Origin of the sequence: Amphritea sp. (assembly GCF_048266285.1) — a bacterium.
In the GTDB taxonomy this organism is placed as follows: Bacteria; Pseudomonadota; Gammaproteobacteria; order Pseudomonadales; family Balneatricaceae; genus Amphritea.
On record NZ_JBLWZV010000007.1, the window covers coordinates 21501 to 42246 of the forward strand.

The 20746-nt window shown below is 50.6% G+C and carries 16 protein-coding genes; 6 read left to right on the forward strand and 10 right to left on the reverse strand.

All coding sequences use genetic code 11. The features are described from left to right. Positions 1 to 10 precede the first annotated feature (10 nt). The 9 genes from ACN0T0_RS10085 to ACN0T0_RS10125 all read right to left on the reverse strand — a co-directional run bounded on the left by ACN0T0_RS10085 (position 11) and on the right by ACN0T0_RS10125 (position 10596). The gene (locus ACN0T0_RS10085; protein WP_417225663.1) at positions 11 to 1171 is read right to left on the reverse strand and encodes an iron-containing alcohol dehydrogenase; all 1161 of its coding nucleotides are present in this window, start codon (positions 1169 to 1171) and stop codon (positions 11 to 13) included. Next, positions 1168 to 1836, reverse strand: a complete 669-nt coding sequence (locus tag ACN0T0_RS10090) for an ATP-binding cassette domain-containing protein (protein WP_417225665.1) — start codon at positions 1834 to 1836, stop codon at positions 1168 to 1170. The genes ACN0T0_RS10085 and ACN0T0_RS10090 overlap by 4 nt, the downstream gene beginning before the upstream one ends. Then, positions 1829 to 2611: an ABC transporter ATP-binding protein gene (locus ACN0T0_RS10095; RefSeq protein ID WP_417225667.1), complete on the reverse strand. Its 783-nt coding sequence runs from the start codon at positions 2609 to 2611 to the stop codon at positions 1829 to 1831. The genes ACN0T0_RS10090 and ACN0T0_RS10095 overlap by 8 nt, the downstream gene beginning before the upstream one ends. After that, positions 2608 to 3546 carry a branched-chain amino acid ABC transporter permease gene (locus ACN0T0_RS10100; RefSeq protein ID WP_417225669.1) on the reverse strand — a complete coding sequence of 313 codons (939 nt, stop codon included), beginning with the start codon at positions 3544 to 3546 and terminating at the stop codon, positions 2608 to 2610. The genes ACN0T0_RS10095 and ACN0T0_RS10100 overlap by 4 nt, the downstream gene beginning before the upstream one ends. Position 3547: 1 nt before the next feature. After that, the gene (locus tag ACN0T0_RS10105) at positions 3548 to 4444 is read right to left on the reverse strand and encodes a branched-chain amino acid ABC transporter permease (protein ID WP_417225671.1); all 897 of its coding nucleotides are present in this window, start codon (positions 4442 to 4444) and stop codon (positions 3548 to 3550) included. A 74-nt stretch (positions 4445 to 4518) separates the two neighbouring features. Next, positions 4519 to 5808, reverse strand: coding sequence for an ABC transporter substrate-binding protein (locus tag ACN0T0_RS10110; protein ID WP_417225673.1), 1290 nt, complete (start codon positions 5806 to 5808; stop codon positions 4519 to 4521). Positions 5809 to 6272: 464 nt separating this feature from the next. Continuing rightward, entirely contained in the window at positions 6273 to 7499 is a 1227-nt protein-coding gene (locus ACN0T0_RS10115; RefSeq protein ID WP_417225675.1) for an ABC transporter substrate-binding protein, read from the reverse strand. Beyond that, complete coding sequence (locus ACN0T0_RS10120; RefSeq protein WP_417225677.1) at positions 7496 to 8851, reverse strand: sigma-54-dependent transcriptional regulator; 1356 nt, start codon at positions 8849 to 8851, stop codon at positions 7496 to 7498. Before ACN0T0_RS10120 ends, ACN0T0_RS10115 begins: the two co-directional genes overlap by 4 nt. After that, positions 8848 to 10596, reverse strand: a complete 1749-nt coding sequence (locus ACN0T0_RS10125) for an ATP-binding protein (protein ID WP_417225679.1) — start codon at positions 10594 to 10596, stop codon at positions 8848 to 8850. Before ACN0T0_RS10125 ends, ACN0T0_RS10120 begins: the two co-directional genes overlap by 4 nt. 888 nt (positions 10597 to 11484) lie before the next feature. On the opposite strand from ACN0T0_RS10125, the gene ACN0T0_RS10130 reads away from it, so the two are divergent. The 6 genes from ACN0T0_RS10130 to cydX all read left to right on the forward strand — a co-directional run bounded on the left by ACN0T0_RS10130 (position 11485) and on the right by cydX (position 19388). Then, entirely contained in the window at positions 11485 to 13449 is a 1965-nt protein-coding gene (locus ACN0T0_RS10130; protein WP_417225681.1) for a TonB-dependent receptor plug domain-containing protein, read from the forward strand. Continuing rightward, positions 13446 to 14027, forward strand: a complete 582-nt coding sequence (locus tag ACN0T0_RS10135; protein WP_417225683.1) for a YfiR family protein — start codon at positions 13446 to 13448, stop codon at positions 14025 to 14027. The genes ACN0T0_RS10130 and ACN0T0_RS10135 overlap by 4 nt, the downstream gene beginning before the upstream one ends. A gap of 5 nt (positions 14028 to 14032) precedes the next feature. Then, on the forward strand, positions 14033 to 16108 hold the full coding sequence (locus ACN0T0_RS10140) for an EAL domain-containing protein (RefSeq protein ID WP_417225685.1): 2076 nt from the start codon (positions 14033 to 14035) through the stop codon (positions 16106 to 16108). 460 nt (positions 16109 to 16568) lie between these two features. Continuing rightward, complete coding sequence (locus tag ACN0T0_RS10145; RefSeq protein ID WP_417225687.1) at positions 16569 to 18137, forward strand: cytochrome ubiquinol oxidase subunit I; 1569 nt, start codon at positions 16569 to 16571, stop codon at positions 18135 to 18137. Next, complete coding sequence (gene cydB / locus ACN0T0_RS10150; protein ID WP_417225689.1) at positions 18130 to 19266, forward strand: cytochrome d ubiquinol oxidase subunit II; 1137 nt, start codon at positions 18130 to 18132, stop codon at positions 19264 to 19266. The genes ACN0T0_RS10145 and cydB overlap by 8 nt, the downstream gene beginning before the upstream one ends. A 17-nt stretch (positions 19267 to 19283) precedes the next feature. Continuing rightward, complete coding sequence (gene cydX, locus ACN0T0_RS10155) at positions 19284 to 19388, forward strand: cytochrome bd-I oxidase subunit CydX (RefSeq protein ID WP_417225691.1); 105 nt, start codon at positions 19284 to 19286, stop codon at positions 19386 to 19388. A gap of 39 nt (positions 19389 to 19427) precedes the next feature. On the opposite strand, the gene ACN0T0_RS10160 is transcribed toward cydX, so the two are convergent. Next, positions 19428 to 20744, reverse strand: a complete 1317-nt coding sequence (locus ACN0T0_RS10160) for a sigma-54 interaction domain-containing protein (RefSeq protein WP_417225693.1) — start codon at positions 20742 to 20744, stop codon at positions 19428 to 19430. Positions 20745 to 20746: the final 2 nt, after the last annotated feature.

Here is a 20746-nt window from a genome sequence, read left to right on the forward strand (position 1 = left end):
TTATGTGCTCCTACCAAGCCGCTTGATAAATCGCCAAGGCATCATCGATGCTGACATTGCGTGGATTATTGACTAGTAAGCGGGTCTGCTTCATTGCGTCCTCGGCTAATTGAGACAAGGCCGTTTGTGGAATATCGTAATCTCGCAAACGATCCTTAATACCCAGCGAGCGATTTAACTCAGTCAGTGCATCGATAAAGGCATTGCTTCTAGCCACACCGTCTTCTATCGCCCCTAGAGCAGGGAACACGAGTGGCGCCAAGGTCGCATAAAGATCCGCGCATACCGTCTGGTTAAAGCGCATCACGTGAGGTAACACCAGCGCATTGGTCAGCCCGTGAGAGAGGTGATAGATCCCGCCCAACGGATACGCCAGAGCATGTACCGCTGCCACCGGCGAGTTAGCAAATGCCTGACCGGCCAGCATCGAGCCCAGCAACATATTGGAACGGACCTCAAGATTACGGCCATCACTCACCGCCGCTTGGATATTACCGCCCAATAAGATCAACGCCTCTTTCGCCAGCGCATCGGAAATCAAGTTATGGTTGGGGTTATGTGAGGTATAAGCTTCTATTGCATGCACCATCGCATCCACGCCAGTGGTCGCCGTCACGATAGGCGGTAAGCCGAGCGTTAGCTCCGCATCCAGCAACGCTAGATCAGGCAACAGTTGATCCGATACAACTCCTTTCTTCTGGCCTTCACCCACAGTAATAATGGCCACCGCAGTCACTTCAGAACCCGTGCCCGCCGTGGTCGGAATCTGGATCAGCGGTAAGCGACGCCCCTTCACGAGGTTAACCCCATAAATAGCCGCTAGATCTTCCTCGCCTTTAGCCAACAGGGCCACCAATTTAGCGACGTCCATAGATGAGCCACCACCTAACCCAATCACCCCATCAACACCGGCCGCCACCGCCTGAGCAGTCGCCGCCAAGACAATCGATTCAGCCGGATCAGCTTCCACCTCAGCGAAAATAACCGGCTCAACCCCGGCACTTTTAAGAGTGTCGATCACCGGCTGCAACAAACCCGCATTAACAATGCCCTGATCCGTCACCACCAACACGCGCGCACCAATCACCCGTTGGCAGATTTCGCCTAACTCGCTCGCGGCACCCGGTTGGCAAATAAACTGCTTAGGAAAATTAAACACAAAACTATTCATGCGACCGCTCCTTTAACCTGTTTCGGTGCTGACACGGCACCCCGTTCAATGGTGTAAACCTGATCCACCAGATCTGCCGAATGGCTGTAATCTGATTCGGAAAGCAACACCGTCAGCCCTTCATCTTTGAGGGTGTGTAAAACACTGGCTAAACGCCGAGATAACGCCGGCGCAACCCCTTCAAAGGGCTCATCTAAGAGCAACAGATGACTACCGCTCATCATCGCCCGCGCTAACGCCACCAGCTTCTGCTGTCCACCCGAAAGCTGCAGCGCTTTGCGATCCGCAAAAGCTTCGACTTCGGGCATCAGCTCATACACCCAAGCCAGGCGGGCTTGTGCTTCTGGTAGTTGGTTGGCCCAAGCAGGGATAAGGATATTTTCTTCAACCGTCAGAGTCGGCACTAGCTGGCGATCTTCGGGCATATAGCCCACTTTGGAACGAGCGCGAAAATGCGGCGCCAACGAGGTCATATCCTGACCCGCAATGGTGATGCTGCCGGAAGACGGCTGCAGCAGCCCCATCACCGTTCGCATCAATGTCGTTTTACCGGCACCATTGCGGCCAATCAGACCAACAAGAACACCAGGTTCTATCGCCAGGCTCACATCACGTAAGATCGGTGTGCCGGCAATATAGGTATTGATAGATGAGAGCTTAAGCATGGGAGACCTCCCGCTGATAATCGATTTCCAGATGATGCCCAGTGACCAGTTCTTGCACTTTGGCATCGTCCATCACCTCGACCACCGGCCCATCTGCCAGCACTCGACCATCATAAAAAGCGATTAAACGGGTCGAATAACGCGCGATGACCTCCATATCGTGCTCGACAAACAGCACCGCCGCGCCGGACTTGCGTACCGCACGCATAACGGTGTCCATCAGGTCGAACTTATCGTCGATCGCCACCCCGGAGGTCGGTTCATCCAACAGCAGCACTTGCGGCTCTCGCAGCATCGCCAACGCGATATCCAGCAACTTGCGAACCCCTTGGGGAAGAGTGACAACCTTTTCGCTCAGATAATCGGCAATGCCATATTCCTGCAGCAACACTTGTGCCTGTTGAATGTTTTGTGTCGTCGCCAATGGCCGAATCATCGGCAGTACCGGATGCTGCATAATGCCGTAAGCGATCAAGACGTTATCCAGCACTGTCAATTCAGGGAACAACTGCGCCACCTGAAACGAACGGCAGATACCCGCTCGCATCACCTGTCGAGGATTTTTACCGACGATGCTTTTGCCCTTAAACAGGATGTCGCCACTGCTAGGCTGCAAATAACCGGTCACCATGTTAATAAAGGTCGTTTTACCCGCCCCGTTAGAGCCGATAACACCGACAATTTCACCGGGGTTGATACTGACATCAATATCCGCCGCAGCCGTTACCGCACCGAAGTTACGCGCCAAGGAGCGTGTTTCTAATAAAGCACTCATGAGGTTTTCCCCTTCGTCACCCGTTCAATCAGTGACCAAACACCCTTAGGCAAATAAAGAATGATCGCCAACAGCGCGATACCCAGAATCATCTGCCAGGTATACGGCGATATCTGGAACGCATAGGTGCGAATCAGCTCAAACAGCACCGCCCCCAGTACGGGCCCGGCAACATGTCCGGTGCCACCCATCAGCGCGATAAAGACAAACTCACCCGAGGTGGTCCAATAGGCCATTTCAGGATCGATATGACCGGCCGCCAGTGCGGTGATCGCACCTCCTAACCCCGCCATGCCGGCAGCGAGCAGGTATTTGATATAGATAATGCGTTTAACCGATGCGCCCAGATATTCAACCCGGATCTCATTCTCACGCACCGCCTCACCGACATAACCCATAGGTGAACGCAGGTAGTTCCACACAAACACGCCAACAATGGTCACCGCAACCACGGCCAAGCCGTAGGCCATCAAGGGTCCACTCTCACCGGTCGGCGTCCAGCCAAATAACAAAGGCGGCTTCACGTTGAAACCATCTGAGGATCCAAATGCCGAGCTCTTAACCAGCACCCCATAGAGAATCATTGAGAACGCCATCGAAAACATGGCAAAGAAAATATCCCGATAACGGCACAGTAGCAGGCCGATCACCGCCGCTAAGGCGACACAAACGATGACCGCAATGATCATCAGAAACAGGGCATTTTGCGTTTCCAGATACTCTCCTGCGATACCGACACAGTAAGCGCCGAGGCAGTAATAAAGCCCCTGTCCAAAGGACACTAGTCCCGCCTTCATTAGCAGTAGTAAACCCAGCACCACCAACCCTTTAGCTAATGCGAGGGTGAGCAAAAAAGTCAGCCAGCCGGGCATAAACATGCCCGCAGCTAAAGCCGCAGCACTGACACCCAGCACAAGCAACGTTGAATTTCTCATGTTAAATTTTCCTTGCAGTCGCGATGGCAAATAAGCCTTGAGGCCGGAAGGCAAGCACTAAGCCCATAACACCGTAGATAACGAACAACTCCGCATCCGGGTACAGGTGAACCGCCGCAGAACGGGCCAGTCCGACAATCAATGCGCCGAGCAACGCGCCGCCGATACTGCCTAAACCACCAATAACCACCACGGCAAAGGCTAAAATAATGACCTCGACACCAATACCCGGCATGACTGAAATACCTGGCGCGGTAAGAGAGCCGGCCAGTGCACCCAGCACGGCACCGATCACAAAGGTAACGGAAAACATACGGGTCACATTAATGCCGAGAAAAGCAGCGGTATCGCGGTCATGGATGACGGCTTTTAACAGTTTTCCCTGACGGGTTTGATTTAACCCCCACCACAATAGGAAACCGATAGAAGCGGAAACAACGATCAGGGCAATGTCATAATTTGCGAATGAGATACCCGCCATTTTGGTGCGTCCCAACAACGTATAAGGTTGATAGGCAAAGTAAGCATCGACGCCCCAAATCAGCTTAATCACATCTTCCAACACCAGCAGAATGGCGTAAGTCACCAGAATCATGACCACTTCATCCCGACCATACATAATGCGCAGTAAACCCCGTTCAATAAGAATGCCCACCAGCATACCGCTGACAATGGCAGCGCCGAGCAGCATTAAATAAGCGCCCCAAGGGGGATAGCCACCGGCTAAATAGAAGCCGACTAAAGAAGCGCCAGCATAGGCACCGATGGCATAAAAACTACCATGGGCCATATTAAGAATTCGCATCACACCATAGATGAGCGTAAGGCCTGCTGCGATTACAAAAAGCCAGGAGGCGTAGATAACGCCATCCATCAACATCGCAATTACCAGTTTCATGGATATCGCTCCTGATTTACGAAAAGAACAAGAAAAGTGACCCAACAGCACAACGCTGCCGGGTCATAAGAAACTCAGTCACACTGAGCGCCAGGCATTCCTTTTTCGATCCATTCAATCGAAGACTCACCTTCCGGTGGATTCACACAGCTAGCCGCATAATGACGAACATCCGTTACCGCAGGTTGACCGTCTTTCTGCATATAGCGTCCATATACCATCTCCATGGTAGCCTGATGACCCTTACCCAGATTCATAGAGACAGTGCCCCCCGGACCTTCATATTCGAGGTATTCAAAGGCCGACACGACCTGTTCCGTTGTCGGTTTACCCTGCGCCTTTTCTGCCGCTTTCTCGGTCGCTAGCTTAAGGCCCAGAATACCCTGCACCATTTTGTAAGCCGGATAGGTCGGCGCGGTGTTAAAGCGCGCGATATACGCCTCACGGAACCAACGATTCAACGCCGTATCTGGCGCATAAATGCCGAATGGTCCACGACCACCCAAAATAGTGCCATCCGGAATCTGATCCGCCAGACGATACATAGCGCTTTCACCGGTGGTCAGCAGTGCGGTCTGATCTTCAAACAGCCCCCGTGCCGAGCCTTGCAGTAAGAAGGCTTCCATATCACCGCCCCAGAAAGAGGAGTGAATCACCTCGGCAGAATTAACCATCAAGGCGGAAATTTCTGCACCATACTGGCCGGCATAAATTTTCGGAAACTGCTCGGTACTCACTTCAACGCCGGGGATTAGCTTATTCAATGAACCATTAAAATCGGCCCATGATTCATGACCAAATGAATAGTTCTGATTGATCCCAGAAACACTACTCAGCTCCGGATACATCTCTTTGATATAGAGCGAGGCAGCCACGTTATCCATCGTCGCGGTCGGCCCGGTACGGAACACATATTTGTAACTGTTCTCTTCAAATACCCGTGGGGTACCACAATCGAATAACACGGTTAACGTTTTTAACTCTTCCGCCACTGCCGGCACCGCCAAGCAATCGCCAGAGGAGATATACCCGATAACCGATTCAACGCCTTGTCGCTCAACTAAATTACGCAGTTCAGAGGCTTGTTTGGTGGCTCCGCCCGCTTCATCGACATACACCGGTGCGATCGCACGACCGTTGATGCCCTTGAGGTTGTAAGGCGCCGGTAACTGACCCGCATTCAGCGTTTCTAACAACAGATCCGCCGCATTCTTCGCCGGGACCCCGAACGGCCCCGCAGCACCGCCCGACAGGAAGGTCACCAGACCTAACTTATATTCATCAGCCGCTAACACCGGCTGAGCCATAGCCGACGCGACAATTAATCCTGCCAGCGTGGACTTTTTAACAAAGGATGTGATCATTGAGTTTCGCCTTCTCTTGTTTTTATCAATTTCAGTAAGGGCTCTGTACAGACCATCAAAGAAAGGGTCATGAGCGCTGCCTGCACAGATTCGTTGTCTCGCCCTAACCATAGATAGCAAGCCATATGCCAAGAGAATTTATTTCTATAACACGCTGTTTTAATTGAATTTTTTATACACTCGATTAACACTCTATCAAACGATGATCGAATGCCGCTCCAACGTGAGCGCAGCTGTTGAGCTGGAACCGATCAACGGCCGATCCACGCCAAGGGCACATAAATGAGGTGTAGAAGACGGTATTAAGAGCGCCTGAAAAAGCCGTTCAGACGTTTCATTGAAGTATCACGCTGAGGAGACAAACGTTAAGTGGGAGAGTTGATATAGCGCTATCAGGCAACACCCATCAGGCCCGCGAAGACTGCCCTGATGTAGGTAATAATGGTTTGGAGGGCAAACCCCGCCTAATCAACACTCTCTGGACGATAGATGACCCACTTACCCAACATCATCCGAGCGGGGGGATAGCGATCATCGGGGACTGTTTCGCCGATAGCAATAACCTGTTGTAATTGATGGTTGTCCGGATTCATAAACGAGCTAAACCCTGCCGGATCTTCCGGCAAACTAAGAGTCAGTTGGGTTAGTTTTTCTCGCACCACATCATCGCTGGCATCGGGACCGGCCAAACGTAACGCTTCTGAGATCGCCAGAATACCGGAGTAAGCCCCCTCGGCTGCATAAGAGGGGTAACGCCCCGTCAGTTCATAAAAACGCTTCACAAACCAACGATTATGCTCTGTCTCTGGCCAGTTATTGTGATGGCGGGAGGATAGAATCAGACCGGCGGGCATATTTTCCCCCAGCGCTGACAACACCTCATAATTACCACCAGTATCAAAATTGGCAAAACGAGCATGTTTAAAAAGCGAGGTCTGATTAGCTTGCTGGATAAACGCCACAAGATCCCCGCCCCAAAGGGAGTTCACCACTAAATCGACCTTTTTTTCGACCAGTGCTTCAAGATAATGAGAATAATCCGATTCATACAGCTTCGGCCAGAGCACCGTTTCAACGCGGTAACGCACCCTTTCCTTATCCAGCCATAAACGCAGATCTTTCCACGCCTGATAACCATAATCATAATCTGGGCCGATATAGGCTAAGCGTAACGGTCTTTTGGCGCTTCCCCGGCCAAACGTTTTGCGGATATAGTTCGCCCCCGCCCGCATCGATTGTGCGGTGTTATTATTTACCCGAAAGTAAAATCGGTTCTGCTCGCCCTCGGTCAATCGCGATGAGGCATGATCCGTCCCAATAAAGAAAACCCCTTCCTCCTGTGCGACTTGTGCCACCTGCAAGGCAATCGATGAGTTAACCACCCCACAGATAAACCGCACCTTATTCTGACGGACAAAATTTTTCACTTGCCGCGCCGCTTTAGATGCCTTCGAGCTAGTATCGGAAAACAGCACCCGCAGAGGTGGACTCGCATATGGTTGCTGCTGTAGATGCTCAAACGCCAACTCAATGCCGGTGACACTATCCCGACCATATAACCCCCCTCGGCCACTCATAGGAAACAGACAGCCAACGGTTTCCTGCGCCTCAGCTTCGGACGCCCCAACCGATAACTCGGCGGCATCAACCGTGGCACTGAGTAACAGCAACATTAGCAGCCGAACGATCATGCCTCATTCTCCAGATTGAGCCGTTGTATCCGCCGCTTCAATGCATGCCGAGAGATCCCCAGCTTCTCGGCGGCGAGTCCTTTGCGCCAGTCAGACTCTTTCAGTGCATCTAAGATCAACTGTCGCTCATGATCTTCGACAGCTTCTCGATAATCCTCTTTAACATGTTGAATCCCCCGCTGCCCGCCATGAAACTCCACCGGCAACATCTCCACATCGATCCGTTTGCCTGGATAGAGAATCGTTAAACGCTCCATCAAATTCTTCAGTTCGCGAATATTGCCGGGCCAATCATACTTTTCTAGCAAGCCTAACACCGACTCATCCAACTGAATCGGCTCGCAGCCCTCCTGCTGGGCAAACAGCTCGCTAAAGTGCGTAACCAGCAAAGTAACGTCCCGATCCCGCTGTGACAGCCCGGGAATATCCACCGGCAGTACATTAAGCCGGTAAAATAGATCCGCACGAAAATGCCCATCATCGACATCCTCCTTGAGATTGCGATTGGTCGCCGCCACCACAAACACATTCGCTTGGCGTTCGCGCCCAGCCCCCACGGGCCGATAGTTTCGGTTCTCAAGAAAACTCAGCAACTTAGCCTGTAGATGCAGAGGAATCTCCCCGATTTCATCCAAAAACAACGTGCCGCCATCAGCCAGATCGATTAATCCAGCTCGGCGCTGATTCGCCCCGGTATAAGCTCCCCGTTCGGCGCCAAATAGCTCCGCTTCGATCAGCTGTTCCGGCAACGCCGCACAGTTCACCTCAATAAAGGGCGCGTTAGTGAAACGAATATCATGCAGTGCCCGGGCAACCAGCGCTTTGCCGGTGCCAGAGGGACCGGTAATCAACACGGTTTTACCCGAACTCTGGCCCACCCGCTCGATGGCCGTGCGCAACAGCGTCATCTCTTTACTGCTACCTACCAGTGGGCCAGTTTCAGTATTACGTTCTCGCAGAAAGCGAATCTCACGCAACATCCGAATGCGCTCGGTGCTTCGACGGATCAGCAACACCAACTCATCAACATCAAACGGCTTGGTAATGTAATCAATCGCCCCCTCTTTAACGGCCTTAACCGCCGAGCGGGTATCACCGTGGGCAGAGATCATGATCACCGGCAAATCGGGATACTGTGCTTTTAACTGCACCAGCACTTTAATACCGGAAATATCCGGCAACCCCAGATCCAGCAACACCACATCTGGCCCCAAGATTTTTGCCTGTTCAAGCCCTTCACTGCCACTGTACGCTCCGGTGACAACCATCCCTTCATCCCGTAATGAAAAGCCAATGCTGCGCACCAAGTTTCGCTCATCATCGATTACCAGAACCGAAATCGCATTGTTCATTCGTACTTCTCCTCAGAAGATGCCGTGGGCAGAAACACCGTCACCGTGGTGCCACTGGTATCAAGACTTTCGATGGTCATTCGCCCGCCATTACTTTTAGCTAAAGTTGCACAGATCGCTAAACCTAAGCCGGTGCCGGCGGGTTTGGTCGTATAAAAAGGCTCCATAATATGTGCCTGAATCTCTTCTGGCATTCCCTGGCCATCATCACTAACGGATAATGCAACCTCATTGGCTAGTCGCAGCGCTCGCAACTGGATCGCGCTCCCCTTCACCGACATCGCCTCTAGGGCATTGATAATAAGGTTCATCAATACCTGACGGATATGGCCTTCATCGGCCCAAACAGCCAGCCCTTCAGGGCAGTCAACGGTTAATTGGATACCCTGATTACGGGCCGAGGCGCCAACCAGAATAACAATACTATTGAGCAGTTCTGCCGTGTCGATGCGACTCGCTAATGGATCTCGGGGGCGGGCAAAATTCAACAGATTCTCCAACACATCATTAACTCTGTCGATTTCCTCCTCGACGAGCGCCATCATCTCTTGATTTTCAGGGTCTTTTTCACGCCGAGACAACGCTGCAATAGTGGTACGAATAGTGGTTAGCGGGTTGCGAATATCGTGGGCAAGACCCGCCGCTAACTGGCCCAGTGTCGCTTGACGTTCGATGGCCAGTGTCGAGCGAATAAACGCCTTCAACTGAAGCCGCATTCGCTCGATAGCCTGCGTCAGGCGCTGCATCTCAACCCCTTTAACAATTGTTACTGGGGTTTCTAGATTCCCTCGTGCCACTTTTTCAACGCTATCAATCAGACTTTCAACCTGTCGATTCAAGCGGCGGGAGATACTCATATGCAGCCACAGAAGCCCGGCCACAGTGCACGCCATCAACAGCAGCAACCAATAGCGCATACCCTCCATTGGCGTCATCACTAGCTCAGGATCTTCTATGACATGCAGAATCCAGCCGGGCAAGAGTGTCCGTTGCTGTGTCGAACGATGGGTTATCGATACCGGCTGACCCACCACGTCGTAGACCTGATGATTACCCGCCTGCAGCAGCACCCGTACCGAACTGCCCTGCCCCAAGCCGCGAAACACCTCAGTCAGTGAATTGAAACGCAGCATCAGGCCGATACTGCCTTGGTTTTTTGTCTGTCGATCGGCATTACTTGGCTGACGAAGAATCACCGCCGAGGGCCGTTCAATAGAGTAAGCCGATGGCCCAACCAACTCGACGTCTTCGAACTTATTTACATGCTTCAATGAGGCTTGCATCACCCGCTGCTCTTCAGGAAACGTCCAAGCGACCCGCCCCTGAGGATCAAAAAACACCACACCGTAAACACTTCCTGTATCAACCTGCAGGCGCAATAACCCCTCTAGCTCAGCCGAAATCGAGTGTCGGCCATCAAGGGTATAAAATTCAGGATTATCAAACTGGTCGGCCAACGCCTGTAGTTCAAACTTACGTTCGCGCAAGAAGACTCGAAATTCGTTTTGCTTCGCGGCAATCGGTGTGGATAGCTGTTCTTCTGTTAATCGTGTCACCAACTGTGAAAAGTAGGCGTCATATAGACCGGCAAAACCAACAAGGGGAACCAACGCCACCAGCAAAGACAACCATAGATACTTAGTCGCCAGACGGTTTTTGGACGTGCCCGGATGTGGCAGGTCATCGGCACTGCCACTACTGTCCTGTGACCCGATATGGCGGATCGAAAAATGATTATCACTCAAATGAGTTGCCTGTTGTCTGAACACTATTATTTTTATTAATAAAACACTTAAGCAAGAATGGAACCATACTCGAACAATGTATAAAACACGCCTTGAATGGTACTTGAATAACCCATTAAGAGCGATAAACGCTCACAGAGAAGAATATCGTGATCGGAAGCCGCTCATAAACGTGGCCCATACGGCTCTCCTAAGCAAGCCCCATAAGTGATGTGCAAGATCTTCAATTTTAGCTCTTGTTACGCCATTTTCTTTGTTGCCCCATAAGTGATGTGCAAGATCTTCAATTCATATTCATCACCCTCTTCAGTGAGGGCCTCTGAGAAAATGGCGCGATGTACAAAAACGCGCTATTTGAATCCGTTAAGGAGATCAAGACTAAGACTATTGACCCCTAGGCTATCGATATTTACATCTCTCCTCTCGCCACTAAAAACATGGCGTAAAGAGCCCCATTAACAACGTGCCAGAGCAGCATTTAAAGTTAATAAGAATTATTCGCAAAAGTTAATAATAATCATAAGTCAACATAACCATCTGTTTTTAATGAATAAAATGATATAAAAAATTCTAAAACAAAGAGACAAAAAGGCGACACATAAAAGATATATCTGTGTATAGTTATAGAATCATAAAGACATATAAATCTATGTAGCTTGCAGCCCATCAACTTCAAACGAGAGAGTTGGGCTGACCTAACGGATAATTGAAATCTAAGTGCAGAAATAATATTGGTATAGCGGTTCGTAACGGTACCTGCACCATCAGATTGACATTGTCATGATGTGTTCTGACAGTTTCACGAGAAAGGAGTCTCACGATCAACCAGCTACCTTAAAATAATAATATTGCCACCGCTTGAAGCTGGCTGCCTGTCCGGAAGTATACATGTCGAGAAACAGTGCGATACCACTGCTTATTTACTCAGCATTTTTGATCCCCAATCCTGCCTCTGCAGCTGCGCAAGACTTTAGTGACATGTCACTAAAGGAGCTGATGGCAATGGATGTTTTCACCTCAGCCTCACTAGTACCTACTCAGGCCAGCAAAGCGCCGGGAACGGTATACAACTTTAACCGGGATGATTTCCGCCGCTTTGGGGTTCGTCGTTTAGATGACCTCTTGCAGTTTGTGCCGGGGTTACAGCTTAACCAGTATCGTAAACGCCATCGTTCCATCTGGACCCGAGGCGTGCTGAATCGCTATAACGACAAGATGGTACTGATGGTTGATGGCGTCAGAAAACGCCACCTCTATTACAACGATTTCAGTCTGGGTGACAACCTCCCTCTCGATTACATCGACTCGGTTGAAATCATTCTCGGCCCGGCCTCTAGCCTCTACGGAGCCAACGCCTTCGCGGGAATTATCTCGGTAACCACCCGTGAGTTCAGTGACACGGAATACCTCGAGGCGGGTGTCGAAGTTGGCAACCATCAACGGCGTAAAGGTGGCGTACTCTATAACAGCAACAATCTACAGATATTCGCTAGCCAGCTACAACAAGATGCGCCCTTTAGTGCCGACAGAAAAACCTTTATTGGTGAGGATTCACTGCAGCCGCTCGATGAGGATTACACGAATATTCATATCAAAGCGCAGCCCTTCGCGGGATTAACCCTGCAACTGGATTACAACCGTAGTGAAACCCCCTTTCTCTTTATACCCAACAGTCAGAATGCATTTATCGATAGCGATAACCTCAGTCTCTCGGCGCATTATGAAATGGGCTCACTAGATGAGGGGCAGCTGCAAAGCACCTTTTACTATCAACAGGATAACGCCCGAGAATACGAACAGGAGAGACAAACACAAACGCTGGGATATGAGGAATATCAAAACGCCACCATGGCGGGCGCATCCCTGACGCTACTCCAGCAGTTTGAGCCTCACACCCTCGCTGGCGGCATCAGCTGGCAGTATGAGAAAGCAGAGCGCACCGATTACGCCCGACGTTTTCATTACAGCAGCTATTTTCTCGCCTTACCTGAAAACAACAACCTGCTCTCTGAACCCGGCATCACCAATAATGATGGCGCTCTATTTATCCAAGATATCTGGACTATCCACCCCAACCTCAGCCTAACCGCCGGCGTGCGATATGATTACTTCGAAAGATTTGGTGGTTATGTTAATCACCGGGAAGCCTTGGTCTACAGCGACAACCAGCATACTTGGAAGTTTCAATACGGCACGGCGATCCGCACGCCGGGGTTCCGCGAATACCTCAAAGTCTTGGAGCACACCAACTTTAAGCCTCCGGCACTCAATGCCGAACGTATCACACAAACAGAACTGGGTTATCTCTATCAGTGGGATCAGGCCAGCTTAAATATCAATCTGTTCAAAAGCCATATCGATGATTTTATTCAGGAGGAACCCACCCCGGACACTTTCGATGAGTACTTTATCAACAGCAGCTCGGTTTACCGAATGCAGGGCGTGGAATGGCTTCTCAACCTACGTCCAAGCCATAAACTCAATACCCGCTTAGGTCTCAGCTATCTCGAAACTGACATCGACGACGGTTCATTACCCTATTTAGCCAGTTGGAGTGGCAGCCTACAGGCCGATTATCAATTAACACCTAACCATCTTATCGGCGCCAGCATGATCTATAGCAGCAGCCGTAGCGATACGAATGGCTTTGCGGATAATGCCCAGAGCTTTACCACGGTTAACCTGTTTGGCTCTGGACGGCTGACCCACCAACTAGATTATTCACTGGGCATCGATAATCTGTTTAACAAGCACATTATGGACCCTGCAGCCGACTTCGGCGGCCATTACAACACTGAGCGAAGCGAAAGAGAGCTTTGGATTCGTCTCCAATGGAATCACGACCTCTTATGATCAACGCACTCCTAAGACTCAGGCTCAATCCCCGCTACGCGCTGTCGGCGACGCTACTGTTCACCTGTTTATTGTCGCCCGACCTAACCGCCGCCCCTAGCGACCCGCGGTTACAGCAGGTTAAAGCGGCTATCCTGTTCAATATCGCCCGCTTTGTCCGCTGGCCTGAACCGACTCTCGGCGACCCAAATTCAACGGCACTGACCCTATGCCATTATCATGAGAACACGCTCGCCTCAGCATCATCGGCCCTGATCGGCAAGCCTGTTCAACATCGTCACTTCGCCGAACGACACATCGAGTCATTAGATCAAGTTCAAGGCTGTGCTATTCTCTTTATTCCTTGGCATCAACTGAGTAGCTTTTCTGTCGATCAGGCGCACCATTCAGCGCTCCCGGTACTCACCGTTGCCGACCTCACAGAAGTCAGTGCCAGCCAAGTGGTCACATCAACGGCGGCGGTCAACCTAATCCGCCAAGATGCACGGATAAGTCTCGATATCTTTCTACCTGAATTACAACGTAGCGGGCTGACCATCAGCTCCGAAGTACTTAAATTAGCCAAAGTTAGGCGGTAATAACGGTGCCATTCTTTAAAACCCTCCCACTGCGTAAAAAGCTGATTTTACTATTACTGTTAATCAGTAGTACCGTACTCACCCTTGCCACGGCGGGCTTCGCCATCAATGATTGGTATGATTCCAAGCGGCAGGTAATCGAAAATCTCCGCTCGCAAGCCGATATCATCAGTAATAACTCCACCGCGGCGCTCACTTTCGGAGACTCCGATTCCGTTCGGATGACCCTTGAGTCACTGGAGAATGTCAAAAGTATCGTGCTGGCCGTCGTCTACGATGCTGATAAACAGATATTTGCCCAATACTCGCCCAATAATGCACCGATCCCGGCTCTGCCGGACGACCTCGAAGGTGACATCGACGGCGCACTTTACATTATTCGCCCAGTCAGCCTCGATCAGGAAACGGTCGGCTTCACCCTACTACTAACCGATCTTAGCTATCTAAAAAATCGGCAATTTGACCAGATCGGCATCGCCTTTGTGGTCTTCCTATTATCCCTGATCGTCGCCTTGCTGCTTTCCAGCGTGGCACAAAATATCATCACCCGACCGATTACCGAGCTCGCCAGTACCGCACGCAAAATCACCCGTACGCGAAACTATAAGCTTCGAGTCCGTAACCGCTCAGAAGACGAGATAGGCAGTCTCGCCACCGACTTCAACCGTATGCTGGAGCAGATTCAATCACGGGAGAACGAGCTCCAAGATGCCCGGCAACTCTTAGAAAATAAAGTCCGCCAGCGTACCGCCGAACTACTGCGGCTCACAGAACAGCTGGAACACCAAGCATTTCACGACAACCTGACCGGCCTACCTAACCGTTCAACCTTCGATGACAAGCTCAACACGGCGATTAGTTATGCCAACCGTCAAGATGAACAACTGGCGGTCATGTTTCTCGATCTCGATCGTTTTAAGGATATTAATGACACCCTCGGCCACGATATGGGCGACCAGCTATTAATAGAGCTGTCATCACGACTGAAAAAATGCCTGCGAGGCAGCGACACTCTCGCCCGCTTTGGCGGCGATGAATTTGCAGTACTGACCCTTAACACTTCACAAAACCATGCCGCGGATATTGCCGCCAAGCTTATCGAAGAGATCAAAGAACCAGTTGTGATTGATGGTTTAAACCTACAGGTCACCACCAGTATCGGGGTCAGTATTTATCCACAAGACGGTCGGGATGCAACCACCCTTGTAAAGCATGCCGATACCGCTATGTATTCATCCAAGGCCGCTGGCCGAAACCAGTTTAGCTTCTTCGATAAGCAGATGAATATTCGCTCTGAACGACGCATACAGTTGGCGCAAAAACTCAGACACGCCATCGATAACAAGCTGTTTAAGGTTTACTACCAACCCAAATGGTGTACTCGACGCTCGGCGATTGTCGGGGTCGAGGCACTGATTCGCTGGTTCGATGCAGAAGAAGGCGCGATCTCGCCCGAAGAGTTTATTCCGTTAGCCGAAGATCAGGGGCTGATCGGTCAGGTGGATCAATGGGTGATGAATAGATCCTGTGAGGATATTCTGCAGTTACGGCAGCGCTTCGGTAAAGAGATTCAGCTATCGGTTAACTTCTCTCCAGCCCACTTTATCCGCCGCGATCTATACAACCGTATTGCTAACGTTCTAAGCAACACCGGCTTTCCCGGCACGGCACTGGATCTTGAAGTGACCGAAACCGTGATGGCGACAGAGAATGATTCGCTGCTCGAACAACTCGATCAGATTCGCACCCTTGGAATAGAGATCTCCATCGATGACTTTGGCATCGCGTACTCCTCCCTCAGCCGATTAAAGCGGCTACCCCTGAACACCCTTAAAATAGACCGCTCTTTCATTCGCGATATCGGCAGTGACCAAGACGATGAGATGATCGTTAAAACCATTATCGATATGGCCCATAACCTTAATCTGAAAGTCGTTGCAGAGGGGGTTGAAACGGAAGAGCAGCTAGCTTTTGTGACCCAATATAACTGTGATCAGGTACAGGGGTTTCTCTTTAGCCGGCCGCTACCGTTAGATGAGCTTATCCAACTGATGGAAAAGCAAAATAGCGCCGAAGCATAAGAACCCACGTCAAAATGACAATAAAGTCATGCCCTGTGACAAATTGAAGCAGCTCCTTTATCAAGGCCTAAAAAGTGTCTATAGGCATACTGCTTTAGGCTTCTTTATGCTATATATGAAACATTAAGGCAGATTCTCAGCGTCGCTTTCTCCTCATTGAAGGCCGCTGATAAAACATTCACTGTCATATTTGTCTTAAAGCAACCTGCGACGCTATGCCACAGTCTTTTTTGTCATTTTTTGCGACATAATGACAAAAGTTGCGTAAACAGGCCTCTGCAATAGTTGGCCCCTTCATAATAAAAACATACAAAACAATATGTTAATTTATTTTTAGTCACTTGGTACAGCTTTTGCTGTAATTGACGCTATAGCTTGAGCGCTTAGGCCCTGACCTGATGTCCAGGACACTTAACGCTCTATTCGGCCGGGATGCCGAACTGATGAAGGTATTAACACTATGGTTTCTGAAACAGTTGTCGAACTATCGCGCTGGCAATTCGCCCTCACCGCGATGTATCACTTCCTCTTTGTACCCCTAACACTGGGGCTCTCATTCATGCTTGCGATCATGGAGTCGGTCTATGTTATGACCGGTAAACAGGTCTATAAAGACATGACACGCTTCTGGGGCAAGTTGTTTGGTATCAACTTTGCGCTGGGCGTTACCACCGGACTCACAATGGAGTTTCAGTTTGGCACCAACTGGGCCTATTACTCCCATTATGTCGGCGATATCTTCGGTGCACCACTGGCCATTGAGGGGCTGATGGCTTTCTTTCTTGAGTCTACCTTTATCGGCCTGTTTTTCTTCGGCTGGGATCGACTCAACAAGGTTCAACACCTGGGGGTTACTTGGCTGGTCGCGATCGGTTCAAACTTCTCCGCCCTATGGATTTTGATCGCCAACGGCTGGATGCAAAACCCTGTGGGAGCCTACTTTAACTTTGAAACCATGCGCATGGAGATGGACAGCTTTGCTGATGTTATCTTCAACCCCGTCGCCCAGGTTAAGTTCGTCCACACCGTGTCTGCCGGTTATGTTACTGGAGCCATGTTCGTCCTCTCGATCAGCGCACTCTACCTACTGCGCAACCGTGATGTTGGCTTTGCCCGCCGCTCTTTTGCCATCGCGTCTGCATTCGGCTTAGCCTCCATTTTGTCAGTGATCCTTCTGGGTGACGAAAGTGGTTATGAAGTCGGTGAAGTACAGCAGGTTAAACTGGCGGCTATCGAAGCCGAGTGGGACACTCATCCAGCCCCTGCCCCGTTCACTCTGATTGGCCTGCCTAATCAGGAAGAACAAGTCACTGATTATGCGATACGCATCCCTTGGGTACTCGGCCTGATCGCCACCCGCTCATTGGACGAAGAGGTCACCGGGATAAAAGACCTGATAGCGATGAATGAAACACGTATCCGTAGCGGCATGGACGCTTACGACTTGCTGCAAGAGCTGCGTAACGGTAATGATACTCCGGCTAACCGGGAAGCCTTCAGCGCCATCAGTGATGATCTAGGCTATGGTCTGTTGCTGACTCGCTTTACCCCAAATGTCAGTGACGCAACAGAAGAACAGATCAAAGCTGCTGCACGGGATACCATCCCACAGGTTGCACCGATGTTCTGGACCTTCCGTATTATGGTGGCAGCCGGCGTTATTATGCTGTTCACCTTTGCCGCGGCCTTCTACTACACCGCCCGCCGTCGTGAGTATAAAACTCGCTGGCTGCTTAAACTGGCACTGTTCTGCCTACCGCTGCCGTGGATCGGCGTGGAAACCGGCTGGTTTATTGCCGAATTTGGCCGTCAGCCTTGGGCTATTGGTGAGATTCTACCCACCTATGTTGCGACATCAACACTCAGTGAAACAGATCTATGGCTTAGCATCGCTGGCTTTGCAGCACTTTACACCTTCTTCCTTTGTATTGAAGTTTTCCTGATGATCAAATATATACGCAAAGGCCCGAGTTCCTTGGAAACTGGCCGCTATCATCATGAACAACTAGGAGAAACTCAGCATGTTTGATTATGAAACTTTGCGCCTAGTCTGGTGGCTTTTAGTTGGCATCCTGCTGATCGGTTTTGCCGTCACCGATGGGTTTGATCTTGGGGTAGCGATGCTGCTGCCATTCTTAGGTAAAAGCGATACTGAACGACGGGTGATTATCAACACCATTGGACCACACTGGGATGGTAATCAGGTTTGGCTCATCACCGCAGGTGGTGCCATTTTTGCCGCTTGGCCACTGGTCTATGCAACTGCCTTCTCCGGCTTTTACTGGGCGATGTTATTAGTATTGTTCGCCCTGTTCTTTCGCCCTGTCGGTTTTGAGTACCGAAGCAAAATGCCGAGTGCTCGGTGGCGCAATAACTGGGATCTAGGTATCTGCTTGGGCTCCTTCGTACCCGCGTTGGTCTTTGGTGTCGCTTTCGGCAACCTGTTCCAAGGTGTACCGTTCAGCTTTGACGAGTTGACCCGCTCCACCTATACCGGCTCGTTTTGGGCCTTGCTGAACCCCTTTGCCATCGTCTGTGGTTTGGTGAGTGTTGTGATGCTAGTACAACACGGTGCGGTCTGGTTGCAAATGCGCGCGGGTGGCGCTGTTCAGCAGCGTAGCCAATCCGTTGCAGCGCTATCGGGCGTGCTCCTCAGCGTTCTACTGTTAGTTGCCGGTTTCTGGTTATACACCGCGATCCCAGGCTTTAGCATTAGCAGCGAAGTGATCGGTGATGCTAGCTCAAATCCATTGAGTAAAACCGTTGTACAAAGTGCCAACTGGTTCGGTAATTTTGCCCAGTACCCACTGCTGTGGTGCTTACCATTGGCGGCCGTACTGCTGCCTTTAGTGACTAGTATGCTGGCCCGTGGTGGACGCTTTGGTGTGGCCTTCCTGAGTAGCTCACTGGGTATCTCGGCGATCATTCTATTAGCCGGGGTAACAATGTTTCCGTTTGTTATGCCATCGTCTACCGACATGGCAAGCAGCTTGACCCTCTGGGATGCAACATCAAGCAAGCTAACACTGGAAATTATGCTCTGGGTAGCACTGTTCTTCGTCCCCATCATTCTGATCTACACCACTTGGTGTTATGTCAAAATGTGGCGTCGAGTAGAACCTGAGTTTATTGAGCAGAACAATGTTTCTAACTACTAGTCTTAACGGAGAATAATATGTGGTATTTCGCCTGGATTCTCGGTGTTCTTCTGGCCTGCAGCTTCGGCATCATTAATGCGATGTGGCTAGAACACCAAGACGACACTGAAGAATCATCCTGATCAGTCAGCGTCATAAACGTCATGACTGGGGCAGTAACATCACTGCTCCAGTTTGCGATATAAGGTTCGTAAACTACAACCCGCAATCTCAGCAACCCGGCTCTTATCCGGATAGGTTTGCAGCAAGGTTTTAAGATATTGTTGTTCAACTTGCTCAATACTAAGACCCTTTAATGCCAGTTGAGTCAGCCCTTCGGATTTATGCGAGGTTGCCTCAGAAACCACCATTAAATTCAGACTACGCTGAATCACATCAACCCCGATCAGGTCATCATGACGCAATACAACGGCCCGTTCGAGGATGTTTTTCAGCTCACGTATATTGCCCTTAAAGGGCTGCTGCGCCAGCAACTGCAAAGCCTCATCAGTGAGCCGCAGCGGGGTTTTATCCTCGATACGCAAGAGAATACTTTCCACCAACAACGGCAAATCTTCGCGGCGTTCAGACAGCGATGGCAAACGAATCGGAAAGGTACTAATACGATGAAACAGATCCTCCCGAAACTCGCCTCGCTCGACCATCAATTGCAGATCTTTATGGGTAGCGCACACCAGCCGGAAATCGGCAGCAACGGCCTTACTATCACCCACAGGACGGAAGGTTTTTGTCTCGATCAGGCGCAGCAATTTAACCTGCTGATGCAACGGTACATCGCCGACCTCATCGAGAAACAGGGTGCCACCGTGGGCCGATTGAACCAATCCGGTACGCGAATGGATCGCCCCCGTAAACGCCCCTTTCATATGACCAAACAGCTCGCTTTCAAACAGGCTGTCGGTGAGACCAGAACACTCCACGGTGACAAATGGCTTGCTCGCCCTTGGACTCGACGCATGCAGCGCCTGAGCGGCCAGCTCTTTACCTGCCCCGGAAGAGCCCATCAACAGCACATTGGTATCGGTCTTACCAACCCGCTGAATCAAATCCACCAGCTCGTTAAATACCCGGCTCCGGCCAATCATTTTATTGGCAATCGGTTCCGCGCTCACTTCCCGAATGGGCGTCATCAACTCGATAAAGTAGGCTTGCTCCTCATCATCGGTGATCGGAATGGTTTCAATGCCGACATGCTCTTTGCCCTGCGGCGTGTTATGAATATGCAGTACACTGGCCCGGTGACCGCTGTCACGGGCTTCCTGCATCGGACAGGTTTCACCTTCCAAATCACAGGGCCGTTGATAGCCATGGGAAAGAAAAAAACATTTGGCGGAGCTACGACCGTTCAAACTACCAAAACGAAAGTCATAGCTGGTATTAGTCGCCACCACATTGTAATCGGCATCGATCAAAACCGCAGGAGAACTGTAGCTATCCAACACATTACGCATGGTCCTCAACCAACTCGCTTTGGTCATCG